At 60.7% G+C, this 24372-nt stretch carries 18 protein-coding genes and 1 pseudogene; 6 read left to right on the top strand and 13 right to left on the bottom strand.

The genetic code is table 11. The annotated features are described in order from the left end of the window. The first annotated feature begins 236 nt into the window (after positions 1–236). Entirely contained in the window at positions 237–512 is a 276-nt protein-coding gene (locus tag SM130_RS20165; protein WP_102826440.1) for a polyhydroxyalkanoic acid system family protein, read from the top strand. Between the two features lie 163 nt (positions 513–675). Here SM130_RS20165 and SM130_RS20160 read toward each other — a convergent pair whose 3' ends face one another. The 5 genes from SM130_RS20160 to SM130_RS20140 form a co-directional block, all read right to left on the bottom strand. Next, on the bottom strand, positions 676–1050 hold the full coding sequence (locus SM130_RS20160) for a gamma-butyrobetaine hydroxylase-like domain-containing protein (RefSeq protein WP_102826439.1): 375 nt from the start codon (positions 1048–1050) through the stop codon (positions 676–678). Positions 1051–1114: 64 nt separating this feature from the next. Beyond that, on the bottom strand, positions 1115–2458 hold the full coding sequence (gene hslU, locus SM130_RS20155) for an ATP-dependent protease ATPase subunit HslU (RefSeq protein WP_102826438.1): 1344 nt from the start codon (positions 2456–2458) through the stop codon (positions 1115–1117). 90 nt (positions 2459–2548) lie between these two features. Then, positions 2549–3085 (bottom strand): ATP-dependent protease subunit HslV, encoded by a 537-nt coding sequence (hslV, locus tag SM130_RS20150; RefSeq protein ID WP_014821912.1) that lies wholly within the window; start codon positions 3083–3085, stop codon positions 2549–2551. A gap of 133 nt (positions 3086–3218) precedes the next feature. Then, on the bottom strand, positions 3219–5591 hold the full coding sequence (locus SM130_RS20145) for an FdhF/YdeP family oxidoreductase (RefSeq protein WP_102826437.1): 2373 nt from the start codon (positions 5589–5591) through the stop codon (positions 3219–3221). Between the two features lie 90 nt (positions 5592–5681). Then, positions 5682–6164, bottom strand: coding sequence for a tRNA (cytidine(34)-2'-O)-methyltransferase (locus SM130_RS20140; protein WP_102826436.1), 483 nt, complete (start codon positions 6162–6164; stop codon positions 5682–5684). Between SM130_RS20140 and SM130_RS20135 the strand changes: the two genes are divergently transcribed. Beyond that, positions 6163–6612: a hypothetical protein gene (locus SM130_RS20135; protein ID WP_102826435.1), complete on the top strand. Its 450-nt coding sequence runs from the start codon at positions 6163–6165 to the stop codon at positions 6610–6612. The two genes, SM130_RS20140 and SM130_RS20135, sit on opposite strands and share 2 nt — an antisense overlap. 85 nt (positions 6613–6697) lie before the next feature. Here the strand turns inward: SM130_RS20135 and ntrC are convergent, their stop codons facing one another. The 5 genes from ntrC to glnA form a co-directional block, all read right to left on the bottom strand. Beyond that, positions 6698–8134, bottom strand: a complete 1437-nt coding sequence (gene ntrC, locus SM130_RS20130) for a nitrogen regulation protein NR(I) (RefSeq protein WP_102826434.1) — start codon at positions 8132–8134, stop codon at positions 6698–6700. Then, positions 8131–9213 (bottom strand): nitrogen regulation protein NR(II), encoded by a 1083-nt coding sequence (gene glnL, locus SM130_RS20125; protein WP_102826433.1) that lies wholly within the window; start codon positions 9211–9213, stop codon positions 8131–8133. Before glnL ends, ntrC begins: the two co-directional genes overlap by 4 nt. Before the next feature lie 169 nt (positions 9214–9382). Next, positions 9383–10012 carry a DUF4124 domain-containing protein gene (locus SM130_RS20120; RefSeq protein WP_102826432.1) on the bottom strand — a complete coding sequence of 210 codons (630 nt, stop codon included), beginning with the start codon at positions 10010–10012 and terminating at the stop codon, positions 9383–9385. Then, positions 10009–10563 carry a DUF4124 domain-containing protein gene (locus SM130_RS20115; protein ID WP_102826431.1) on the bottom strand — a complete coding sequence of 185 codons (555 nt, stop codon included), beginning with the start codon at positions 10561–10563 and terminating at the stop codon, positions 10009–10011. Before SM130_RS20115 ends, SM130_RS20120 begins: the two co-directional genes overlap by 4 nt. A 164-nt stretch (positions 10564–10727) precedes the next feature. Beyond that, a complete protein-coding gene (gene glnA, locus SM130_RS20110) occupies positions 10728–12134 on the bottom strand; it encodes a glutamate--ammonia ligase (RefSeq protein WP_102826430.1) in 1407 nt (468 codons plus the stop codon). 339 nt (positions 12135–12473) lie between these two features. Here glnA and thiI point away from each other — a divergent pair, with 339 nt between their 5' ends. Together thiI and typA are read left to right on the top strand one after the other, a co-directional pair. Continuing rightward, complete coding sequence (thiI, locus tag SM130_RS20105) at positions 12474–13928, top strand: tRNA uracil 4-sulfurtransferase ThiI (RefSeq protein ID WP_102826429.1); 1455 nt, start codon at positions 12474–12476, stop codon at positions 13926–13928. Positions 13929–14095: 167 nt separating this feature from the next. After that, the gene (gene typA / locus SM130_RS20100) at positions 14096–15916 is read left to right on the top strand and encodes a translational GTPase TypA (RefSeq protein ID WP_102826428.1); all 1821 of its coding nucleotides are present in this window, start codon (positions 14096–14098) and stop codon (positions 15914–15916) included. A 164-nt stretch (positions 15917–16080) separates the two neighbouring features. On the opposite strand, the gene SM130_RS20095 is transcribed toward typA, so the two are convergent. Further along, positions 16081–16221: a hypothetical protein gene (locus SM130_RS20095; protein WP_342369064.1), complete on the bottom strand. Its 141-nt coding sequence runs from the start codon at positions 16219–16221 to the stop codon at positions 16081–16083. A gap of 242 nt (positions 16222–16463) precedes the next feature. Between SM130_RS20095 and SM130_RS20090 the strand changes: the two genes are divergently transcribed. Continuing rightward, complete coding sequence (locus SM130_RS20090; protein ID WP_102826427.1) at positions 16464–18101, top strand: methyl-accepting chemotaxis protein; 1638 nt, start codon at positions 16464–16466, stop codon at positions 18099–18101. A gap of 637 nt (positions 18102–18738) precedes the next feature. Continuing rightward, positions 18739–19374 (top strand): annotated as a pseudogene (locus SM130_RS20085) (hypothetical protein). 51 nt (positions 19375–19425) lie between these two features. On the opposite strand, the gene SM130_RS20080 reads toward SM130_RS20085, so the two are convergent. Beyond that, positions 19426–21129, bottom strand: coding sequence for a LeoA/HP0731 family dynamin-like GTPase (locus tag SM130_RS20080; RefSeq protein ID WP_102826425.1), 1704 nt, complete (start codon positions 21127–21129; stop codon positions 19426–19428). Then, the gene (locus SM130_RS20075) at positions 21129–24356 is read right to left on the bottom strand and encodes a DUF726 domain-containing protein (RefSeq protein WP_102826424.1); all 3228 of its coding nucleotides are present in this window, start codon (positions 24354–24356) and stop codon (positions 21129–21131) included. The genes SM130_RS20080 and SM130_RS20075 overlap by 1 nt, the downstream gene beginning before the upstream one ends. Positions 24357–24372 lie beyond the last annotated feature (16 nt).

Below are 24372 nucleotides of genomic sequence, written 5' to 3'. Positions count from 1 at the left end.
CGCCGAGAAGAATGTGCCCGGCATTCTAAACCTAAATAGCCGGCTGATAAGCGTCGAGCTGGCGGCGGCCGGCAAAACGTCTAGCGGCGACATGTCGCAGGCAGCGAGCGGCAGGCTGCCAGGCAGAGAACTGCGGTGCACTGCCGTGCTGTTGCGGGCACGGCCAGGCGCCGCGTCCGCCGTTCGTCGTCGCTTTGCTATAGTGCGCGCCTTTTCGGGCGCAGCCAGGAGTCGTAATGGCCCAGATCATCGTCGAACGTTCCCACAATCTCGGCCGCGAAGCCGCTCGCGAGAAAGCCGACGAGCTGGCCGCGCGGCTGGCGCGCGAGTTCGGCGTAAGCTGCCGTTGGCAGGGCGATGTGCTGGCGGTCAAACGCAGCGGCGCGGACGGGCGGATCGAGGTATACGAGGACAGCGTCAAGGTCCTGCTCAACCTCGGCTTGCTGCTCTCGGCCATGGGCAGCAGCATTCAAAGTCAGATCGAACGGGCGCTGGACAAGGCGCTGGCCTGAGCCGGCCGCACTCTGTCATCAACGTATCGCCCGCACCAAAGTGGGGGCGGGGTAGGGTGGATGTCGCTTTTTACATCCACCGTGACTTTGCCCGGTGGGCCGCCACCCGGTGGATCGCCACCCGGTGGATCGGTGAAGCGTGATCCACCCTACGGTTTGCCTTTCAGAGCATCAGCTTGACGACCGATTCATTCGGGTCGCGCGACTTGCCGGCGTCCGCAAGTGCCGCAAGATAGTCGTCCCACAACGCCTGCTGATTCAGCGCCAGGCGCTCCAGATACTCCCAGGTGAACAGACCGCTGTCGTGACCGTCGCTGAAGGTCAGCTTCAGCGCGTACTGGCCGGCCGGTTCGATCTGGTCCAGGCCGACGTTCAGCTTGCCGGTCTGCAGCACCGGATTGCCGTGGCCTTGCACTTCGGCCGAGGGCGAGTGCACGCGTAGAAATTCAGCGCTGAGCACATAGCGCTCGTCGCCTGCGTATTCCAACTCGAGGGTCTTCGAAGCCTTGTGCAGCTTGATTGCGGTGGGGATGCGCATGCAACGCTCCGGGTAGGCTGGCCGCGGGAGCCCGAGGATACGGGGCCGCGGCCGCAACTGCGATTTAGAGGATGTAGCGCGACAGGTCTTCGTCCTGCGCCAGCTCGCCGAGGTGTTCGTTGACGTAGGCGGCATCGATGCGGATCGCTTCGCCATCCTGCTTGGCCGCGATATCACCGGCGCTGAAGGAAACCTCCTCCAGCAGGCGTTCGAGCAGCGTGTGCAGACGACGAGCGCCGATGTTCTCGGTCTTCTCGTTGACCTGCCAGGCGATTTCGGCGATGCGCTTGATGCCGTCTTCGAGGAATTCGATGTGCAGCCCCTCGGTTTTCAGCAGTTCGCGGTACTGCTCGGTAAGCGCGGCGTGCGGCTCGGTGAGGATGCGTTCGAAGTCATGCGGCGACAGCGGCTTGAGCTCCACGCGAATCGGCAGGCGACCCTGCAGCTCCGGTACCAGGTCGCTGGGTTTGGACAGGTGGAAGGCGCCGGACGCGATGAACAGGATGTGATCGGTCTTGACCATGCCGAGCTTGGTATTGACCGTGCTGCCTTCGATCAGCGGGAGCAGGTCGCGCTGCACGCCTTCGCGGGAGACGTCGGCGCCGCTGGTGTTGCCGCGCTTGGCGACCTTGTCGATCTCGTCGATAAAGACGATACCGTTCTGCTCCACCGCTTCCAGTGCACGGGCCTTGAGGTCTTCTTCGTTGACCAGGCGCGCGGCTTCTTCGTCGCGGATCAGCTTGAAGGCTTCCTTGATCTTCAGCTTGCGGCTCTTCTTCTTGCCTTTACCCATATTGGCGAAGAGGTTCTGCAGCTGATTGGTCATCTCCTCCATGCCGGGCGGGGCCATGATCTCCACGCCGGCCGGGCTCTCGGCCACTTCGATGTCGATCTCCTTGTCGTCCAGCTGGCCTTCGCGCAGGCGCTTGCGGAACAGCTGGCGGGTGTTGGAATCGCTCGCCTGCATTGGTTCTTCGGAGAAGCCCACCGGGCGTGCCGGCGGCAGCAGGGCGTCGAGAATACGTTCCTCGGCGGCGTCTTCGGCGCGGTGGCGCATCTTGTGCACCTCCTGCTCGCGCAGCATCTTCAGCGCGGCGTCGGCCAGGTCACGGATGATCGACTCGACGTCGCGCCCGACATAGCCGACCTCGGTGAACTTGGTCGCTTCGACCTTGAGGAAAGGCGCATTGGCCAGCTTGGCCAGGCGGCGGGCGATCTCGGTCTTGCCGACGCCGGTAGGGCCAATCATCAGGATGTTCTTCGGGGTGACTTCCTGGCGCAGTTCGGCCGGCAGCTGCATGCGCCGCCAGCGATTGCGCAGGGCGATGGCGACGGCACGCTTGGCGTCGTCCTGGCCGATGATATGGCGGTTGAGTTCGTGGACGATTTCGCGGGGCGTCATGGACATTGTTTCGTTACTCCGGAAGGCTGGACGGGGTACAAACAGGCAGCTTGAAAAACCTAGGCGAGGCAACGCAGCTGGTTTTCCATCGGCCTGTCAGATCGCGCTGTCCAGCTCCTCTATGGTCAGATTCTGGTTGGTGAACACGCAGATGCTGCCGGCGATGTTCAGCGCCGTCTCGGCGATTTCCTGGGCCGACATATCGGCGCCGGCCTTGAGCAGCAGGGCCTTGGCCGCGGCCTGGGCGAAGCCGCCGCCGGAGCCCATGGCGATCAGGTCGTCCTCGGGCTGCACCACATCGCCGTTACCGGTGATGATCAGCGACGCGTCCTTGTTGGCAACCGCCAGCATGGCTTCCAGGCGACTCAGCGAACGGTCGGTACGCCAGTCCTTGGCCAGCTCGACGGCGGCGCGGACCAGATGCCCCTGATGCTTCTCCAGCTGCCCTTCGAAGCGCTCGAAGAGGGTGAAGGCATCAGCGGTGGCGCCGGCGAAACCGGCCAGAACCTGGCCGTGATAGAGGCGGCGCACTTTCTTGGCATTGCCCTTCATGACGGTATTGCCCAGGGAAACCTGGCCGTCGCCGCCCATGACGACTTTGCCGTTGCGGCGTACTGAAACGATGGTGGTCAAAGGAAAATCTCCACACTGCGGGGCGATGAATGCCCGAATGCGGTTGATATGGGGGACCGCTGCCGGCTTTTCAACGGCTGTCGATAAGGTTCATCGACAGCCGTTCGGCAGCGGCCCCCCAATAGATGGTCGCTCAGGCCGGGCCTGGCTCCCCACTGCGTTTCGGGCGGCTGGGCTGGCGCGGCACATCGCCGGCTGCCGCGGCGGCAATCAGCTTGCGCAGCCTGATGGGGATGGATTTCGCCGCCGGAACCTTGCTGCGTTCGGCGTGGTGCCAGACCGGCAGTAGTGCATTGCACTCGGGGTAGTAGCCGGCGCAGCAGCCCTCGGGAATGTCATAGGGCGTCACTCGCAGCGGGCCGACCGCCCGGTGTACACCGTCGTCAACCACGGTGATTGCCTCGATCCGGTCACCTTCGGCCAGGCCCAGGCGGACGATGTCGTTGCGGTTCATAAAGATCACTGCGCGGGTGCCGTGAATGCCGCGGAAGCGGTCATCGTAGCCATAGACCGTGGTGTTGAACTGGTCATTGCTGCGCAGCGTCATCATCTGCAGCACGTCGTGCCGCTCGTGCCCACCTTCTTCGGTATCCGGGTCGGCGGACAACGACGGCGGGTTGATGAAGTTGGCCTTGCCCGACTCGGTATCCCAGCGCCGCTCACTGGTGCCGAGCGGGCGGTGGAAGCCGCCGGGCTCCATCATCCGTACATTGAAGTCGTGGAAGATCTCCGGGTAGCTCTCGGCAATGGCTTCGCGTATCAGGCTGTAATCCGCGACCCAGGCGTCCCAGTCGAGTCGCGGGTTGGCTGCCACGGTGACCTTGGCCAGACGCGCGATGATCGCCGGCTCCGACAGCAGCAGGTCGCCCGCCGGTTCAGCAGCGCCACGCCAGGCGCGGATGCAGCCGGTGCTGTCCTCCGTGGTGTGGCGCTGCTCGCCGCTGGCCTGGCGGTCAATCTCGGTGCGGCCCAGGCACGGTAGGATGTAAGACACCTCGCCCGTGACCAGGTGGTTGCGGTTGAGCTTGGTCGAGACCTGCACCGACAGCCGCAGCTTGCGCCAGGCCGGCTCCATCTGCAGCGTGTCGGGAATGGCGCGGACAAAGTTGCCGCCCAGGCCGATAAAGCCACGAATGCTGCCGTCGAGAATGCCTTCGCAGGCCTCGACGGTATTCACCCCGTCCTCGCTCGGCGGCTCGAAGCCGAACTGCCGGCGCAGGTTGTCCGCCGGCACCTTCGCGGCCTTTTCGGTGATGCCCACGGTACGCTGTCCCTGCACATTGGAGTGGCCGCGCACCGGCAGGATGCCCGCGCCTTCCTTGCCGATATTGCCGCGCAACAGCAGCAGATTGACCAGCATCTGGATGGTCTGCACGCCGTAGCGGTGCTGGGTCAGGCCCATGCCGTAAGGCGCGATCACCCGTTCACAGCTGGCGTAGACGGTCGCGGCAGCCTCGATAGCGGTGCGGCTCAAGCCCGAGCGGCGTTCCAGATGCGCCCAGCTGTAACTGCGGATGCGCTGTTCGAAAGCTTCGAAACCATGGGTGTGCTGCTCGATGAACGCCATGTCGAGAACGCGCTTGCGGCCTTCTGCAACGGCCTGATCGTCCATGGCGAACAACGCCTTGCACATCCCGGCGATGGCTGCCATGTCGCCGCCGATGGCCAGCTGGTGATACTGGGTGCTGACTATGGTGCTGTCCGGCGTGAGCATTTCCCGCGGCGACTGCGGATTGACGAAGCGTTCCAACCCTCGCTCGCGCAGCGGGTTGAAGGTGACGATCTGCGCGCCGCGCTCGCGGGCTTCCTGCAGCTGATGCAGCATTCGCGGGCTGGAGGTGCCGGTGTTCTGGCCAAAGAAGAACAGTCCGTCGGTGTGCTTGAAGTCATTCAGGGTGACGGTGGCGACGGGCACGCCAATGCTTTCCGGCAGTGCCACCGACGTGCTTTCGTGGCACATGTTGGAACTGTCCGGCAGGTTGTTGGTGCCGTACATCCGCGCCAGCACGGCATACATGTAGGCCGTTTCCAGCGCGGCGCGGCCGGACATGTAGAACACCACCTGGTTGGGGTCGGCCATGGCCTTGAGCTCGGCGCCGATCTCGGCGAAGGCTTCGTCCCAGCTGATCGGCTTGTAGTGATCGCTGGCCGCGTCATAGCGCAGCGGATGGGTCAGCCGGCCCTGTTGCTCAAGGTCGAAATCGCTCCAGTTGAGCAATTCGCTGACGCTGTGTTTGGCGAAAAACTCCGGTCCGCAGCGCAGCGACGTATTTTCCCAGGCCGTGGCCTTGGCGCCGTTCTCACAGAAGGACAGTGGCTTCGACGGATGCGGTTTGGCCCAGGCACAACTGACGCAGGCGAAGCCCTCGATGGGCTTGTTTTGCTTGAGCAGCAGCGCGATGCCGGCGGGTGAGACCCGCTCACGCAGAAGAATGTTGGCTACGGAATAGGCCGAACCCCAGCCGCCGGCTGGCGCGTGGTACGGCCTGAACTTGGTCTGGGACACGTCGTTTCTCCTGCTGCCGAGGGAGCTTGTCTGTTTACGACGGGGACCAAACCGGATTGTTCCGGGCGCTTTGTCACAAGGTTGTGCGGCTCACTCCATGGCGAAGCTGTGCTGGCGCCAGGCCTCATACACGGCGATAGCGACCGTGTTGGACAGGTTCAGACTGCGGCTATCGGGCCGCATCGGCAGGCGCAGGCGTTGCTCGTTGGGCAGGTCGTCGCGAATCTCCGGCGGCAGTCCACGGCTCTCCGGGCCGAACAGCAGTGCATCGCCGCGGCGATAGCGTACTTCGTGAAAGGGCTGCGAGCCTTTGGTGGTAAAGGCGAACAGTCGCGGGCCTTCGGGGTTCGCGGCGTCGATACCGATCCGCTCCAGGCAGCTGGGCAGGTCGGCGTGGCGCTCCAGCGTGGCGTACTCGTGGTAGTCGAGGCCGGCGCGGCGCAGGCGCTTGTCGTCCAGCTCGTAGCCGAGCGGCTCGATCAGATGCAGGTGACAGCCGGTATTGGCGCAGAGCCTGATAATGTTGCCGGTATTGGGCGGAATTTCCGGTTGGAACAGGATCACGTGAAACATGCGCAGCACCGAGGTTGAAGACCGGCGGCATTCTACCGGGGAGCAGGACCCGATGCCGCACATACGCAGACGGTTTTTCGGTTCGCTGGTGCTGATCGGGCTGCTGGTCGGACTGATGATCGGACGTCTAACCGCGCCGGGGCCGGTCCAGCTCGAAGCGGTGGAGGCGCAGCCGCAGGGACTTTCGTTGCAGTTCGATCGCGAGCCCGAGGTGTATGACGAGCACCTCGTGGGCGCCTTCGCGCTGCTGTTTCAGGCGCAGGGTACGGCGCAGTCAGGCCAGCTGCGAGTGGAAGGGATGCCGGTAGCCTGGCGCGTGCAGCAGACCGAGAAGGGCCTGCTTCTGCATCTGGTTGCGGCGCGGCCGCTGCAAGGGCAATGGCATGGTGAACGTCGCGACGGTGGCTGGCATATCCAGGTACAGGTGGCGGCGGCCAAGCGTCCGTGACCTGAACGGCGCGCTGCGCCGGAAACGACGAACCCCGCCAGCTGCGGGGTTCGTCGTTACTCTTTTTTGATTTCAGCCGTAGTCGTCAGCCGTCGTCGCCTTCGTCGTCGTCAGCGCCATCGACGCGCATGCCCAGCTCCTTGATCTTGCGCGTCAGCGTATTGCGACCCCAGCCGAGCAGCAGTGCGGCGTCGCGGCGGCGGCCGGCGGTGTGCTTGAGCGCGGTCTCGATCATGATGCGCTCGAAGGCCGGCACCGCCTCGTCGAGCAGGTTGCTCTGGCCGCGCGCCAAGGCTTGATCGGACCAGTTGCGCAGCGCCTGTTCCCAGTTGTGCGCCGGCTGTGCCTCGGCCTGCTGGTTGAGCAGCTCCGGCGGCAGGTCGCCGATGTGCACTTCGCGCCCGGAGGCCATCACGGTGATCCAGCGGCAGGTGTTCTCCAGCTGGCGCACGTTGCCCGGCCATGGCAGATGCTGCAGATATTCCTTGGTTTCCGGCTTGAGCACCTTGGTTTCCACCGAGAGCTCCTGCGCTGCGCTGGCGAGGAAGTGTTCGGCGAGCGCCGGAATGTCCTCGCGGCGATCGGACAGCCTGGGAATATGAATGCGGATGACGTTCAGGCGATGGAACAGGTCCTCGCGGAACTTGCCGGCCTGCACCAGGGTTTCCAGGTCCTGGTGCGTCGCGGCGATGATGCGCACATCGACCCGCACCGGTGTGTGGCCGCCGACCCGGTAGAACTCGCCATCGGCCAGCACGCGGAGCAGGCGCGTCTGCGTGTCAGCCGGCATGTCGCCGATCTCGTCGAGAAACAGGGTGCCGCCGTCGGCCTGTTCAAACCGTCCGCGACGCAGGTTGGCCGCGCCGGTAAAGGCGCCTTTTTCGTGGCCGAACAGCTCCGACTCCATCAGATCCTTGGGAATCGCCGCCATGTTCAGCGCGATGAACGGTGAAGCCGAACGCGGACTGTGGCGGTGCAGCGCATGGGCCACCAGCTCCTTGCCGGTGCCCGACTCACCGTTGATCAGTACGGTGATGTTGGAATGGCTGAGGCGGCCGATGGCGCGGAACACCTCCTGCATCGCCGGCGCTTCGCCGATGATTTCCGGCGTGTGGTGGCGGTTGGCCGGCTCCTGCTGGCTCTGCTGCTCCTGCGCATGCTGATTGGCGCGCTTGACCAGCGACACCGCGTCATCGACGTCGAACGGCTTGGGCAGATACTCGAAAGCACCACCCTGATAGGACGCCACCGCGCTGTCCAGGTCCGAGTGCGCAGTCATGATGATCACCGGCAGGCGCGGGTACTGCTCGCGGATCTGCGAGAGCATGTCCAGGCCGCTGAGACCGGGCATGCGAATGTCGGAGATGATCACATCCGGCTGCTGACGCGCGAGGCGGGCCAGTACGCCGTCGGCGCTGTCGAAGCTCTGCGTGGCCATGCCTTCCTGTTGCAGGGCTTTTTCCAGGACCCAGCGGATGGAGCGGTCGTCGTCGACGATCCAGACGTTTTCGCTTCGGCTCATGCTGATGTGGCTCCTTGTTCCAGCGGTAGGAAGATCGAGAAGACGGTATGGCCAGGGTGGCTCTCGCACTCGATCAGCCCCTGGTGCTGACTGATGATGTTCTGAGTGATGGCGAGGCCCAGCCCGGTTCCGTCCGGGCGACCGCTGACCATCGGGTAGAAGAGCGTGTTCTGCAGCTCGGCGGGAATGCCGGGGCCGTTGTCGATGATCTCGATGCGCGTCACCAGGCGATGACGGATATGGCCGATGGTGAACTGGCGCAGCGTGCGGGTGCGCAGGGTGAGGCGGCCGAGGCCGAGATCGTTCTGCCCGGCGAGCGCCTGCATGGCGTTGCGCATGATATTGAGCACGGCCTGGATCATCTGTTCACGGTCCATCAGGACCTCGGGAATGCTCGGGTCGTAGTCGCGCACCAAAATGATGCTGCCCTGGCATTCCGCTTCGATCAGGCTGGCGACGTGTTCGAGCACTTCATGGATGTTGGTCATCGCCAGCGACGGCAGCTTGTTCGAGCCGAGCATGCGGTCGACCAGATTGCGCAGGCGGTCGGCCTCTTCAATGATGACTTCGGTGTAGTCCTTCAGGTGCTCCTCGGGCAGCTCGCGGGCCAGCAGCTGCGCGGCGCCACGGATGCCACCCAGTGGATTCTTGATCTCGTGGGCCAGGCCGCGCACCAGCATCTTGGTGGTTTCCTGCTTGGACAGCTGCGCCTCTTCCTTGGTGATACGCAGCAGTCGGTCGCGCGGCAACACCTCCAGCAAGAGCATGGTTTCCTGGCGGGTCAGTACCGGGGTCACGGCGTAATCCACGGTCAGCGTCTGGCCGGTGGCCGAAGTCAAAGTCGCTTCGCGCTTGGTGAACGGGTGAGCTTCTTCAACCGCCTGGCGCAGTGCGGCCAGGGCTTCCGACGACTCGGTGAACAGTTCGCTGATGAACTGGCCGTGGCTGCGCTGGCCGCTGACGGCGAGCAGCATTTCGGCCGCCGGGTTCATGTATTCCAGGCGCAAGCGCGAATTGAGCAACAGCGTCGCGGTGGTCAGATTCTCGATCAGCAGGCGTTGCAGGGCTTCGTTGATCATGACTGGTCTGCGTCCGGAAGTTCTGGCAGGAAATGCAAGAACCAAACCAAGCGCGCCATTGCGGCGCGGATCGGCGTGATGCTGCAGCCCTACGGGCTGTCCGGTGACCCAATTTGGTGAACAGAGGCAGGTTCACTTGCTGGGTGCACCAAACAGGTGCATCCAGTGATCATAGAAAGGGCACGAAGGGAATGTCGCGTTTTTCTACTGGCTTGTCCTTGAGCGGGCATTCCGGCCGCACGCCGTAATCGGCTTTCTTGCACGGGTTGACCATGCGCCGCTGAGCCAGCGAGGTGCGAATCAGGTGGAAGGGCTGGTTCTCGGTGCGTTGCAGGACTCGTTCGTCTTCATCTACCACCGCGACCGCCAGTTGATGGGTGCCGCGATCGACGTTGCTCAGTTCGAAGGTCGTCTGCTCACCCGGTGCGCCGAACGGCTGCCCGTCGAGCAGCACCTGATAGGCGTGGCCCGGTTGCAATGCAGGCTCCGCCTGCACAGCCACGCTGACCGAGCCGGCATTGTTGCGGATCGCCGCATCGGCTGCAGGGACGAGGATGCGCAGCTGATAGCTGACAACCGCCGCCTTGGGCGTCACGGGCTGAGCGGCACGCTGAGCAGGCGCCGCTGGTGGGGGCATGCTGTTGGACGATTTCAGGCGTATCTCTTCGACCGTCTGGCCGGCCGGGCGATCGGTGAAGATCCGATTGCCGTCGGCGTCGGTATAGCTGTAGACGGCAGCGGATACGGGTACGGCGGCTGCCAGCAGGAGGGCAGCGAGCGCTTGTCGGAGCATGCTCAAGGCGCCGGCTTGGGCTTGGGTGGCGGCGGACGCAGCGCGGGGCTGGACGTATTCACCCGCTGCACGGTGAAAGGCACAGCCTCGCTGCGCTGGATCACTCGTTCACCGCTGAGCACCTCGACCTGCAGGCGATGGTCGCCGCGCTCGATGTTGTTCAGTTGCAGTGACGTCGCCTGGCTGGGCGCGGCTTGGGGGATGCCGTCGAGCAAAAAACGCAGGGTATGTCCTCGTTGCAGCGACGGTTCCAGTACGGCGCTGACGACGAAGGTGCCGTTGTTGGCGCGCAGGGCCTCGGCATCCGGAATGCCGCTCAGCATCAGGGACTGGTAGGGCGCTTGCTGCGCCTGTTGGCGGTCCGGCAGCGGCGGTGGCGGCTCGGGGGTGCGGATATTCACGGTGTTGGCCGGCGGCAGGTCTACGGTATCGGCCTGCACGCCTTCCGGCGGCTGATTGGTGAATACCGTATTGCCTTGCGCATCGGTGTATTTGTAGATCTCGGCGAAGGCCGGAAGGCTGAGGATCAATAGCAGGCTGAGCAGTGCGCTACGCATGGGAGACTCCGCGGAGTTGGACTGCCGAAGCCTTGCACTGCATCGGCGTGCAGGCAAGTCCGATCGGCGGGATTTGCGAGGCGTGACAAGCTGCGCGAATCAGTATCGGCTCGCAGAAACGAAGAAGGCCACCCGAGGGTGGCCTTCCTGTCACGTGAGCTGGATCAGACGCTGTAGTACAGGTCGTATTCCAGTGGGTGCACGAAGGTGCGCACCTTGATCTCTTCTTCCGCTTTCAGCTCGAGGTAGGCATCGATGAAGTCATCGGAGAACACGCCGCCCTTGGTCAGGAACGCACGGCCCTTGTCCAGCTCTTCCAGGGCTTCCTTCAGGCTGCCGCAAACCTGCGGGATCAGCTTGCCTTCTTCCGGCGGCAGATCGTACAGGTTCTTGTCAGCGGCATCGCCAGGGTGAATCTTGTTCTGGATGCCGTCCAGGCCAGCCATCAGCAGTGCGGCGAAGCACAGGTACGGGTTGGCAGCCGGGTCCGGGAAGCGCGCTTCGATACGACGGGCTTTCGGGCTGGAAACGTACGGAATGCGGATCGAGGCGGAGCGGTTGCGGGCCGAGTAGGCCAGCATGACCGGTGCTTCGAAGCCTGGAACCAGACGCTTGTAGGAGTTGGTAGCCGGGTTGGTGAAGCCGTTCAGTGCCTTGCCGTGCTTGATGATGCCGCCAATGAAGTACAGGGCGGTTTCGGACAGGCCGGCATAGCCTTCGCCAGCGAAGGTGTTCTTGCCATCTTTGGAGATGGACATGTGTACGTGCATACCTGAACCGTTGTCGCCATACAGCGGCTTCGGCATGAAGGTCGCGGTCTTGCCATAGGCGTCGGCCACGTTGTGTACGCAGTACTTCAGGGTTTGAACTTCGTCAGCCTTGTTGACCAGGGTGTTGAACTTCACACCGATTTCGTTCTGGCCGGCAGTAGCGACTTCGTGGTGGTGTACTTCGACGACCAAGCCCATATCTTCCATGGCGTTGCACATGGCCGTACGGATTTCGTGGTCGTGGTCGCACGGCGGAACCGGGAAGTAGCCACCCTTGACGGCCGGGCGGTGGCCCTTGTTGCCGCCTTCGACGTCCTGGTCGGTCATCCAGGAGCCCTGCTCGGAGTAGATCTTGAACATCGAGCCGGAGATGTCGGACTTGAACTTGACCTGGTCGAAGATGAAGAACTCAGGCTCCGGGCCAACGAATACGGTGTCGCCGATGCCGGTAGTCTTGAGGAACTCTTCGGCACGCTTGGCGATGGAGCGCGGGTCGCGGTCGTAGCCCTGCATGGTGCTCGGCTCGACGATGTCACAGACCAGGATCAGGGTCGGCTCTTCGGTGAACGGGTCCAGCACTGCGGTTTCGTCGACCGGCATCAGGATCATGTCGGAGGCTTCGATACCCTTCCAGCCATGGATGGACGAACCGTCGAACATCTTGCCGTGCTCGAAGAAGTCTTCATCCTGCGCATCACGAGCCGGAACGGTGACGTGGTGCTGCTTGCCTTTGGTATCGGTGAAGCGCAGATCAATCCACTTCACATCGTAATCTTTGATCAGTTGAAGCGACTTCGACATGGTGTTCTCCAAGTGGTGGAAGCGAGATAGTGAGCTTCCGAATCAGGGTGAAGCCGGGCGGCGATGTTCCGCCAAGGCGACCTGCCTCACAAGGGAGCAAATTGCATGCCAGTGCTCCGTATTGGTACCGCAGGCCTGCAGCGGTGGCGCCGCAGCGGTTGCGCGGGCTAAAGCGTAGCTCGCTCGTCAAAATGCTGCTCTGTATTGGTGCGAATGGTTGGTGCGCCGCATTATTTTGGTGCATTCCGCTGCATTTGAAGAAAGCGATTAAATGTTGAGCAGTTTCGGCTATACTCCGCGCCCCTCTTTTCCTGCCACGTCGGCCCCCGCGCTGTTTCCATGAAGCTGATCGTCAAGGTTTTCCCCGAAATCACCATCAAGAGTCCGCCGGTGCGCAAGGGCTTCATTCGTCAGTTGGCGAAGAATATCCGCACCGTGCTGCGCGAGCTCGATCCCGACCTGCGGGTCGAGGGCGTGTGGGACAACATCGAGGTGGAAACCGCGCTCGGCGAGCCGAAGCTGCTGCGCGAGATGATCGAGCGTCTGCGCTGCACACCCGGCATCGCCCACTGCCTGGAGGTACACGAGTACCCGCTGGGCGATCTCGACGATATCGTCGCCAAGTGCAAGGCGCACTACGCCGAACGCTTGCCGGGCAAGATCTTCGCCGTACGCTGCAAGCGTGCTGGCAAGCATCCGTTCAGTTCCATGGACGTCGAACGGCATGTCGGCAGTCAGCTGCGTCAGCAGTGCGGCGCCGCCGGTATCTCGCTGAAGGCACCGGAAGTCGAAGTGCGCATGGAGATCCGCGACCAGCGCCTGTTCGTCGTGCATCAGCAGCATGACGGCATCGGCGGCTACCCGCTGGGCGCGCTGGAGCAGACCCTGGTGCTGATGTCCGGTGGTTTCGATTCCACCGTCGCCGCGTACCAGATGATGCGTCGCGGGCTGATGACGCATTTCTGCTTCTTCAACCTCGGTGGCCGTGCCCATGAACTGGGCGTGATGGAAGTCGCTCATTACTTGTGGAAGAAATACGGCAGTTCGCACCGTGTGCTGTTCATCAGCGTGCCGTTCGAAGAGGTGGTCGGCGAGATTCTGCAGAACGTCGACAACAGCCAGATGGGCGTGGTCCTCAAGCGGATGATGCTGCGCGTCTCGACGCAGATCGCCGAGCGCCTGCATATCGATGCCCTGGTAACCGGCGAGGCCATCTCTCAGGTATCCAGCCAGACCCTGCCGAACCTCTCGGTAATCGACTCGGCCACCGACATGCTGGTGCTGCGCCCGCTGATCGCTAGCCACAAGCAGGACATCATCGACACCGCCTTCGAGATCGGCACGGCCGAGTTTGCCAAGAACATGCCCGAGTACTGCGGCGTGATCTCGGTGAACCCGACGACCAAGGCCAAGCGCTATCGCATCGAGCACGAAGAAAAGCAGTTCGACATGGCCATCCTCGAACGCGCGCTGGCCAATTCCCGCCAGGTCGCCATCGACCGCGTGATCGACGAGCTGGGCCAGGATTTGCAAGTGGAGGAGGTCGCCGAGCCGAGTGCCGGTCAGGTCATCCTCGACATTCGTCACCCCGATAGCACCGAGGACGAACCGCTCGAGCTGTCCGGCATCGAAGTACAGACGCTACCCTTCTACGCGCTGAACAACCGCTTCAAGGATCTGGATGAAAACCGCCAGTACCTGCTTTATTGCGACAAAGGTGTCATGAGCCGCCTGCATGCTCACCATCTGCTGAGCGAGGGGCATGTCAATGTACGCGTCTATCGTCCGGCCTGACTCATCGGTGAAACAGCCGGGGCTGCTTGGCGGCAGCATCCGCCACCGCCCTCCCGACCGGCACTGATCGCAAGGCCAGGCCGTTACAATGTCGGACAGGCTGAAGTCGTCCGGACTACTTCCAGCTTCCAGCCTCAGCTTGAAGCTATCTACAGAGAAAAGAATCAGTGATCGAGAATCTACGCAACATCGCCATCATCGCCCACGTCGACCATGGCAAGACCACCCTCGTCGACAAGCTCCTGCGCCTGTCCGGCACCCTGGACCGCAAGGAGCTGGAAAACGAGCGCGTGATGGACTCCAACGACCAGGAAAAGGAACGCGGCATCACCATCCTGGCCAAGAACACCGCGCTGAAGTGGGGCGACTACAGCATCAACATCGTCGACACCCCCGGCCACGCCGACTTCGGCGGTGAAGTCGAGCGCGTGATGAGCATGGTCGACTCCGTGCTGCTGGTGGTCGACGCCCAGGACGGCCCCATGCCGCAGACTCGCTTCGTGACCCAGAAGGCCTTCAAAGCCGGCCTGCGTCCGATCGTCGTGGTCAACAAGATCGACCGTCCGGGTGCGCGTCCTGACTGGGTTATCGACCAGATCTTCGACCTGTTCGACAACCTCGGCGCCACCGACGAGCAGCTGGACTTCCCGATCGTCTACGCCAGTGCCCTGAACGGCATCGCCGGCATGGACCACGAGAAGATGGACGACAACATGGATGCCCTGTTCCAGGCCATCGTCGACCACGTCCCGGCGCCGGTCGTCGACGCCAGCGGCCCGTTCCAGATGCAAATCTCGCAGCTGGACTACAACAGCTTCCTCGGCGTGATCGGCATCGGTCGTATCGCCCGCGGCACCATCAAGGCCAACACGCCGGTCACCGCCGTCGGCGCCGATGGCAAGAAGCGCAATGGTCGTATCCTCAAGATCATGGGCCACTCCGGCCTGCAGCGCGTTGAAGTGCAGGACGCCGAAGCCGGCGACATCGTCTGCGTATCCGGTATGGACGAGCTGTACATCTCCGACACCCTGTGCGACCAGAACAACGTCGAAGCGCTGCCGCCGCTGACCGTCGACCAGCCGACCGTGAGCATGACTTTCCAGGTCAATGACTCGCCGTTCGCCGGCCGTGAAGGCAAGTTCGTCACCAGCCGCAACATCAAGGATCGTCTGGAGAAAGAACTGCTGCACAACGTCGCTCTGCGCGTCGAGCCGGGCGACAGCCCTGAGAAATTCAAGGTTTCCGGTCGTGGCGAGCTGCACCTGTCGGTACTGATCGAAACCATGCGCCGTGAAGGCTTCGAGCTGGCCGTGGGCCGCCCGGAAGTGGTGATCATCGAGAACGAGGCCGGCGATAAGCAGGAACCGTACGAGAACGTCACCATCGACATCGAGGAGCAGCATCAGGGTCCGGTGATGGAGCAGATGGGCCTGCGTAAGGGCGATCTGAGCAACATGGTTCCGGATGGCAAGGGTCGTGTACGTCTGGAATACACCATCCCGGCGCGTGGCCTGATTGGCTTCCGCAACAACTTCCTGACCATGACTTCGGGTAGCGGCATCCTGACCTCGACCTTCAGCCACTACGGCCCGATCAAGGCCGGTGAAGTGACCAACCGCCAGAACGGCGTGCTGGTTTCTATGGCCACCGGTACCGCGCTGACCTACTCGCTGGAAACCCTGCAGGCGCGCGGCAAGCTGTTCCTCGGCCCAGGCGACGAGATTTACGAAGGCCAGCTGTGCGGCATCAACAGCCGTGACAACGACCTGGTGCTCAACCCCACCAAAGGCAAGAAGCTCGACAACATGCGCGCTTCCGGCAAGGACGAAGTCATCGCCCTGGTTCCGCCGATCAGGTTCACCCTCGAGCAGGCGCTGGAATTCATCGCCGACGACGAGCTGGTCGAAGTGACGCCGAAGTCGATCCGTCTGCGTAAGAAGTACCTCAACGAGAACGACCGCAAGCGCTTCGAGCGCAGCAAGGTCTAAAACCCGTTGCGAGACAACAGAAAGGCGCCTTCGGGCGCCTTTCTGCTTTCTTGGGATCTGCCTCGTTGCCTTTGCTTCTGCCTACGCGTCACGAACTGCAGCGACGGCTTTGGGCTCATCGGCTTTTGAAGTGGGGGCTGCCGCAGGACGTTGCATTCCAGCGCTTACAATCGGCCACTGCCACTGCCACTGCCACTGCCACTGCCACTGGCGACTGGCGACTGACTGCCGGCGTGGCGCCAGTTAGTGAAGCCTTGCACAGCTGTAACATCCTGCTGCTCTTCACCATCTACATCGAAAGTCATTTTCCTAAAAAGCTGTACAAAACACCTGGGAGGCTCGTTCTTGAGCCCGCTCTCTAGCTTCATTCAGCTCGCACATCCCGACATCTGGGGTTTTGCCAAGACCTGTTGGTCGTAAATACTTGTACAAGTAGTGTCATGGTGACACTATGTTGTACAGGTTTTGACTCGGCTGCACATGCCGCCCGGGTAATCAACGACTGGTCGCACTCACCGCCACGCAGTCTGGTTAGGGAGAAAGCTCGATGAACAAGCAGATGTCGGTATCCAGGCGCCTCGGCCTGGGGTTCTTCGTGATTCTGGCGTTGATGGTCGCAGTGGCGGTTGTCAGTGCGCTGAATGTCGATGTCATCGACCGCAGCATGAGTCAGATCAGCGCCCAGGCCGGCTTGAAGCAGCGTTATGCAATCAACTTCCGAGGCAGCGTGCACGACCGTGCGATCGCCGTCCGGGACGCTGTCAGCGCCGCCGAGCCCGCCTTCGCCCGAGCTCAAGTCGCGGAGATAGAGCGACTGGCACAGCTGTATGCCGAGTCTGCCGTGCCGATGAAAGCGATGCTCGCGCAGCCCTCTGCCGATGCCATCGAGCGGCAGCTGCTTGGACAGATCGAAACCATCGAGGCGAAAACCAACGCGTTGACGCGCCAGGTAGTCGAGCTGCGCTTCAACGAGGGCTCGGATCGCGCCTACGAATTTCTGCTGGAAAACGTCGCCGGGGCCTATTCTGAATGGCTGCGGCTGATCAACGCGTTCATCGATCATCAGGAGCTGAGCATCAGTGAAGACGTGGCGATCGTCCGCGATACCGCCAGCGGCTTTCTTGCATTGATCGTTGCGGTGACGGGGGTGGCGGTGCTGCTCGGCGTGGCGATTGCCGTGGTGATCATTCGCAAGCTGCGCTCGACTCTCGGAGCCGAGCCCGATGAGGTGGCGCGCGTGATCGGCAACCTTGCCAATGGCGATCTCGGTCAGCTAATCGTTACGCCATACCCCGATAGCGTCATGGGTGCGACTGCGAAGATGGCCAGTCGGCTGACCTCGATCATCGCCGAGGTGCGCACCGCAGCCGACGGCGTCGGCACTGCATCGAGCGAATTGTTGACCTCCTCGGCGAACAGCAACCAGCAGATCCAGCGCCAGTCGGCTGAGGCCGAGCAGGTCGCCACGGCGATCAACCAGATGGCAGCGACCGTAAGTGAGGTCGCCAGTTACGCAGCCAACGCCGCGACTGCGGCAAGAAGCGCAGACGAACAGGTCGAGACCGGCACCCGCATCGTCGGCGAGACGACCATTTCCATCCATAACCTGGCCAAAGTGCTGGAGGGCGCCACCGACACCGTCAATCAGGTCTCGGCGCAAAGCGCTGGCATCGAGAAGATCCTGCAGGTGATCAGCGCCATCGCTGAACAGACCAACCTGTTGGCACTCAATGCCGCCATCGAGGCGGCACGCGCTGGCGAACATGGCCGAGGCTTCGCCGTGGTGGCGGACGAGGTGCGCTCGCTGGCCAATCGCACGCAGCACTCATCCAGCGAGATCAGCGAGATGATCGCCTCGCTGCAGGCGGGTGCCGGCAGGGCGGTCGAGGTGATGCAGGCGAGCAAGCAACTGGCGCAGCAGACCGTGGAACAGACCCTGCAGGCCGAAAACGCCCTGACCAAGATTCGTCAGGAAGTAGGGGCGATCAACGAGATGAACGCGCAGATCGCCACCGCTTCCGAGGAGCAGAGCGCGGTGGCTGAAGAGGTGAACCAGAGCGTGACCCGCATCCACGACTCGACGGTTGCCAGTTCGGCGGCATCGAACCAGGTCGCAGCGTCCAGCCAGGACCTGACGACGCTGGCGCAGGAGCTGAATCGGCGGGTCAATTACTTCCGCGGCTGATATTGCTTCAGCCAAACGGGCAAGCTGCAAGCTCTCACGGCCCTGAGCGAACCGTAAGCGGCTTCTGGTGGGTCGCTGTGGTAGCCGCTTATGCGGCATAGGCACCGGCCCTCTATAGTAATGGGTGCCTATGCGATCTCGGATGCCGGCGGCTTTCCTCCCGATTTCAGGTCCTGACACTCGCAATAATGTTCGCCTTGGCGACTACGGCTAGGCCGATTGCGGCGAGGATGTTCTTGAGCATTGCAGGCGCTCCTTGGTGACGGATTGATGAGTTTCACTGATGCAACGGGTGCAGAAAATTGGCCAGCCGCTTCTTCATGATTTCGGCCTGGGTTGCCGGCCGGGTTGCCAGTTCGCTGTGCTGGCACTCGGGGCAGTTACAAAACCAGTCGCGGCCTTCCACAAGGCAATCGCTGAGCGGAAGAGTAGTGCGCTTCCAGCCACACGCGTGGCAGGTGAATGTACGGGGACATGGTGGCATTGGCATTGCGGGCTCCAGCATCGGGTTGCTGCAGACTGTGCCTCAAGCGCACGACAGAGTTTGTCGCCGCTGCTCAGAAGGATATTTGCAGATGAGTTTCATCGTTGTGCTCTGCTATGGCTCTGCCATCATTCCACGAAAAGGCAGTATGCAATTCCAGGCTTAAAACAGTTTCACCAACAGGAACGTGAAAACCCGCATTCTAATTTGCGCCTGCGTGTCCACCGCGCGTTGAGCTGGCTTGGCCGGGCCGAACGGGTGGAAGATATCGAGGGACATCATCTTTCTTTGGATCGCCTTCAGCGCCCCCTACGCCACTGAAATCGATGAGCAGCAGCGACTATCCGAACAGCAAACATTCAGTCTATCTGGAAAAGCTTTGCGCGCTGGACAAGGAAAGACGCCTCGATGCACTGGTTTGGCAGGAATTCTCCGGCAGCATCCGCATGCTGCTGAACAACCCCTACGTGTTCCAGACCTATGGGATCACCAGAGCGGTAAAATCGACGAGGCTGCTGGAAAAGCCGTTTCTCCGCAGGCAAGCGGGCTACTCAGCAAGCCTTGGCCAGCGGTGATATGCCGATATTGGTAGGCGTGCTATCCAACCGCCTCTATACGCTGCGCAACCAACTAATCCACGGCGGGGCCATCTGGGACGGTTCGGTCAATCGCCAGCAATTGCGCGACTGTGTGGGTTTGCTGGGCAAGCTGGTACCGGTGATCAACGAGCTGATGATAGATAATCCGGGTACGTTGTGGGGGGATGCTTGTTATCCGGTGGTGGGGTGAGGTGTAAGTTGAAGCGCCCGCAAAATCCCGGCTGCGAGCGCGCTAGCGAATTTATTCTAGCCTTCTGAATTCCGCATCAATAGCCTCCGCCTCGGTGCGCCATGCCTCGAAGCGCTGCTGCCGCTCAGCGCTTTCCTGTAGGTTGCCTTGCAGTTCTTGCTGTTGCTCCTTGAGCAGTAAATAGCTGGGAAAGAAATCTTGCTGGAAGCGTTCGGAGTTGATGAGATCGAGAAAATCGTGCCGTTGTTTCTCGAAATTCTCGACGATGTCCGTGACCGCTTTTTTAAAGGCTGCTTCGCGCTTGTACTGGTCCCAGCTATCCCAGGCCTCAATGGCTACGCCCAAAAACGCTAGCGCACCGTTGGCGCCCTTGGCTAATTTCACCGCGCCCCAGGGTTTGAACTTCAGGTACTTGCCAATATCCATACCCACCGTCTTTGCAGCAGCGGCGATGCCGTCGCGAGCGGCGATTACCGTGGTGTTATTGATCAGGTTGCCTTTAAGCACATGATTGATGCCCTGCTTTCCCAGCGCCTTGACGGTGGTGTTGAAGTGGTTGACCTCGCTATCGAAGCCAACTCGCATTTTTTCCACTTCGAACGTGATTGATTGGGTCTGGCGACTGAATTCGTTTTGCAGACGACTGGACACGATGATGCCTTCGGCACCAACTTCGCGCTCGAAGAAGTCACAGAAAGTATCCATGCTGCAGCCTTTGGCCTGCAGGATCAGGTCGGAAAAATAACGCATGGCGAACTCGCGCAGGCTGATGCGCGCATCTTCAATTTGTCGGCCTGTCGCACCCAGCTGGTTTGTCAGGCGGGCGTTGAGTTCACCGAGCTTGGCGACCTCTTGGGAGACCTTCTGATCGTTTTCGATAGCAACGGGCAGTTGTTTGTCGAGCACATCACGGATCACGCTGGTGCGCATCTCGTTCGCCAGGGCGGCACTCCCACCGTTCTGCTGGATCTTCTCGGTGGTGGCCATTTGCAGATTAGAGATATGCGATAGCGACTTGAACTGTTCGATGTGGTTCAGCCAGTGCTCCACGCCCAGATCGAATGGATTGGCAGCCACGGCCACGATGGACAGCTCGGCAACCTCCTGATCGTTCAATCCGACCAGCTCGCGCAGGCGACCCGTTACATTGTCACGTTTGACTTGCAAGTTAATTCGGTAGTCCTGATCGTCCTCCACATCAGCCACCTCATCGAAGCGGCTGAGTACGAAAACGGTACGAGGTAATAGATCAAGAGTGCGGAACAGCCAAGTCAGATCGTCCTTGTGGCTTTCCTTGATGGGGTTCGTCGAATTCATTACATAGAGCACCAAGTGAGCCTCGCTCACATATTTTTTGGTGGTTTCTTTGTATTTCTCGATGGCGTGGGTTTCGGCGTTCTTCTGCTCCTTGAAGCCGAACAGCCCTGGGGTGTCTATCAACACGATGTCGTTGCCAACTTCGTAAACCTTTACCTCGTTGGAAGACTCCTGGTGGCTGATCTTCATCGTCGATTTGTCCAGCTTCTCCATCCAGGCTGCGGCGATCGATGTTTTGCCTTCAGAAAAGCCGCCGATCAGGGCTACCTTGAGTTTTTCGCCAGATACGCTGGTGATGGCGTTCAATAACTTGCTATTTACAGCTGGATCGATGGGCACGCCTGCCTCTGCGCCCTGGCCGAGGAAGCGTTGCAGTTTGCCGAGCAGTCCCAGTGCGTGCTCCTGCTGGACCTTGAAGGTGCCGAGGGTATTTTCCATTACCTTTTTCCTGCGTTGTGGATTTGATGGGAGAGGGCTTGTAGCTGGTTGCCCGACTGGGCAAGTGCCTGCACTTGCGTGGCAGCCTGCTTGGCTGGGGCTTCGATGGCTTGTTCGATCTGGCTGATGATCTGCTGCATCTTGGGCAAAGCATCGTCTAGTCCATCACGGAGTGAATCGCGCAATTGTTCGGTGACGTTGCGCAAGTTTTCGTCTGTCGACTTGCGCTGTTGAGACTTTTTGTAATCCGTGCTGAAAGCGCCCCATAGAGCCTTAGCGAAAGAAACAAGTACGGTAAGAGCTGAAGCACCCACTAACCACAAGCTCGCGCCACCTGTGAAAGGAGCCATCGCCAAGCCGATAAGCCCGCCCACCAAACCTGCAACCTTTATTCCGTTGTCGATTTTTATCTTGAAGTCGAACTTATCGTTGAGCTTGGTATTGCCCAGTTTGCTGTAAATGGCCGTCAGTTCTTTTGCCTGGCTTTCGAAGCGTTTAATTATGTCTTCAGCGTCTTTCTGAAAACGCTCGACCTCTTTGCCTAGGACTTTTGGCAGCTGTCCGCTCAGATGGGTTTGTTCGGCGTCGATCTTGCTCCTGAGTGAATCCTTGAAGTAGTCGCTGCTGATATCGTCTTCGATAAGTGCATACACCTTGTTGCGCACATTACTGGCGAAGTTGTCGATCAAAGTTTCGCCTTCGGTCGCCATGCGCTGTTTCAGGGCCAGGAAGCTGCTGTTTAGCTGGCTCTTGGCGCTATCTCCGTCTTGGTCGAGCCGTTCCGATAGCTCGGCAAGTTTGCGCTGCTCGCCATTCAGTATTCGACTAGTCTGATCGAGTGCCTCCTTGGCCTTGTTGAAGTTGGCACGGGTTATCTTGGCCTTGGCATCCGTAAGCAATTTGCTCCCAAGCAGCTGCACGAAGCTCTGCAAACGGGACTTCTCCAGCAAATCCGGGGCGCTGAAGTCCGCTAGCATCTTGTCACGGCGCTTGGTGTGCTGTGAGTCCGGCGAAAAGTGGTCGGTCGAGGCCAGAAAGGCGGGCAGCGCGGTGAGTGGGAATACTTCCCGGTAGTGCGCGCCAAGCTGCTCGCGCATCTTCTCGTCCAATCCGGCCAGGCTGGCGTTCTCGTCGTTGGATGTGAGTGGGCGGTCGGTCAGCGAATGCTTGGGGTTGGTAATCTTCTTATTGAAGATCGTCCACACCTCGGTTTGCGAACCTAGGTGTTCCTTGATCTTCTCCAGCGTGCCTTTGCGCTGTTCCTCGCCCTCGCCAGTTTGGGGTGGTGCAGCCTGGTTGGTGACGTAGAACACCGCGTGGGCGGTCTGAACGGCGCGTTCTATCTCGCTGAGCACCAGCCCCTCCTTGCCCTCGATGCCTGGCACGTCCAGTAGGGTGAAAGGCTGGCCTGCCAATTCAAAGTTGTAGTGCTGGGTTTGTCGGGTGAAATCGGCCCGGCCATCGCCAATGATTTCACCATCGGCATGTTTCTGGAGATCTTCCAGCAATTGCGTTCGTTGCTTTTCAGCTTCTTGGAGCTGCTGGCTGAGAATGTGCTGGTTGTGTTCGGCCTCGGCCTGTTGTTCGATCAATAGCGCGCTGGCGTTGTCGCGCTGTGTGGCAATTTCTGTCAATTGTCGTTGCAGGCCAAATCGCTCTTGTTCGGCCTGTTGCTGTTCGGCGAGCAGGCTAGCGGCGGTGTTGTTGCGAGCTGTAACGGCCTCCGAGAGCATCACTGTGGCTTGGGCCAGCTCCATTTCTTCTGGCATTTTTCTGAAAAGGTTCAGTATTTTCTGCCAGAGGGAGGCGGTTTTTTTGCGCTCGGTAATCAGAGCCTGAAGCTTTGCGACGGTGCCGAGGGTGTCGTTGTGCGATTGTTCATGCTGACGAAGTGCGGCACTGAGCTGCTGCTTCTGCTTACTGAAGTGGATATCGGCCTGCTCGATGGCGGCCAGTGCTTCTCGCTGTGGTTGTTCGTAGCGTCGCAGTGTGGCGCTAAGTTGCTGCGCCAACTCGCTGAGGTGGGCATCGGCCTGTACTATGGTTTGTTGCAGTCGTTGCAGGTTCTCTTCGCTCAGGTCGTATTGGCTTTTCAGTTCGCGGAATTTCTGCTGGCTAGCGACTTTGCTGGGCTCCTGCAAAAGAATACGCAGGGTTTCAATGAGGGTAGATTTTCCCGCACCCGTCTCGCCATAGAAGGCAATGGTGAACCTTTCCCACTCGGCATTCTTTTCCAGTTCCGCAAGTTGCTTCTGCAGTTGCTCCTGGTACTGGGTTAAGAACGTATGAGCTTCCTTTTGCGCCTCGTTCAAGGTGTTATCATCCGATGCCGTGCTCAGAGTGTCGATAATGCGGGCAAGCTCGTCGTTGATTCGCTGGTAAATATCGTTTGGGGTGCTCAGTTCGAAAGTCATGCTGTGCTCGTTTGCGATCTGCCCGGAAGGCATGGTCTGAATAGCCGTGCCGCCATCGATTTCTGGGGCGTGCTCCGGCTGGCTGGGAGTGACTGTCTTGAAGCGTGTTTGAGCAAAGACTTCCGATAGGCGCTCCCAGTAATGGGTGTGGCCGAAGTTGCTCATCCTGAAATTCTCGAAATACTCGATCTCGTTACGTCCGATGCAGCTTTCATCCAGTTGCATCAGTAACGTCCAGTCATCCGTTGAGTAGGCGTTGATCAGCCGGCCTCTAATCTGGTCCCGCATACGTCGTGCTTCGTCCGGCCTGACCTCAATTGCGGCGGCTAACAGCAACACGTCGTTGACCTCCAGATGCTTCCTCTTGGTGAGGCTTTTCAGACAGTTGACAACTACGCGACCGCCGAGTGAATGACCGATCAGGTTGACGGTTTTGATCGCTGGGTAATGGCGGCGCAGATATTCGCTCAGTTGCTTTAGCAATACTGTGCCCATCTCCTCGGCCCGTAGGCGGATGCGCCAGAAGTGTGTCGCCCTGTCGCTGAAAATGAACGCGGGAGTAGCACTCCAATGCAGGCGAGACGAGGCGCTGATCATCTTGAGCGACCGCTTGTCGAAGTGGCAGTAATGGCTTGAATCCCAAAAGGCAAAAATATTGGCGTAGTGGCCTATAGATTCAGGAATCTTGGCTAGCAGGCTCTGTCGGTCTTCGAAGCTATGCCCTGCGCTGTAGCCGTGGATGAAGATATTGGCCTCTGTCGCACCTTGGCCGATGCCAGAGGACAAGGTCTGAAAGTTGAATGATCTGTACATCGGATGTCCTTATCCA

This window comes from Stutzerimonas stutzeri (genome assembly GCF_038561965.1).
In the GTDB taxonomy this organism is placed as follows: domain Bacteria; phylum Pseudomonadota; class Gammaproteobacteria; order Pseudomonadales; family Pseudomonadaceae; genus Stutzerimonas; species Stutzerimonas stutzeri_AA.
The sequence above is the reverse complement of the archived record's forward strand: the minus strand, read 5'-3'. Positions and strand labels throughout refer to the sequence as shown.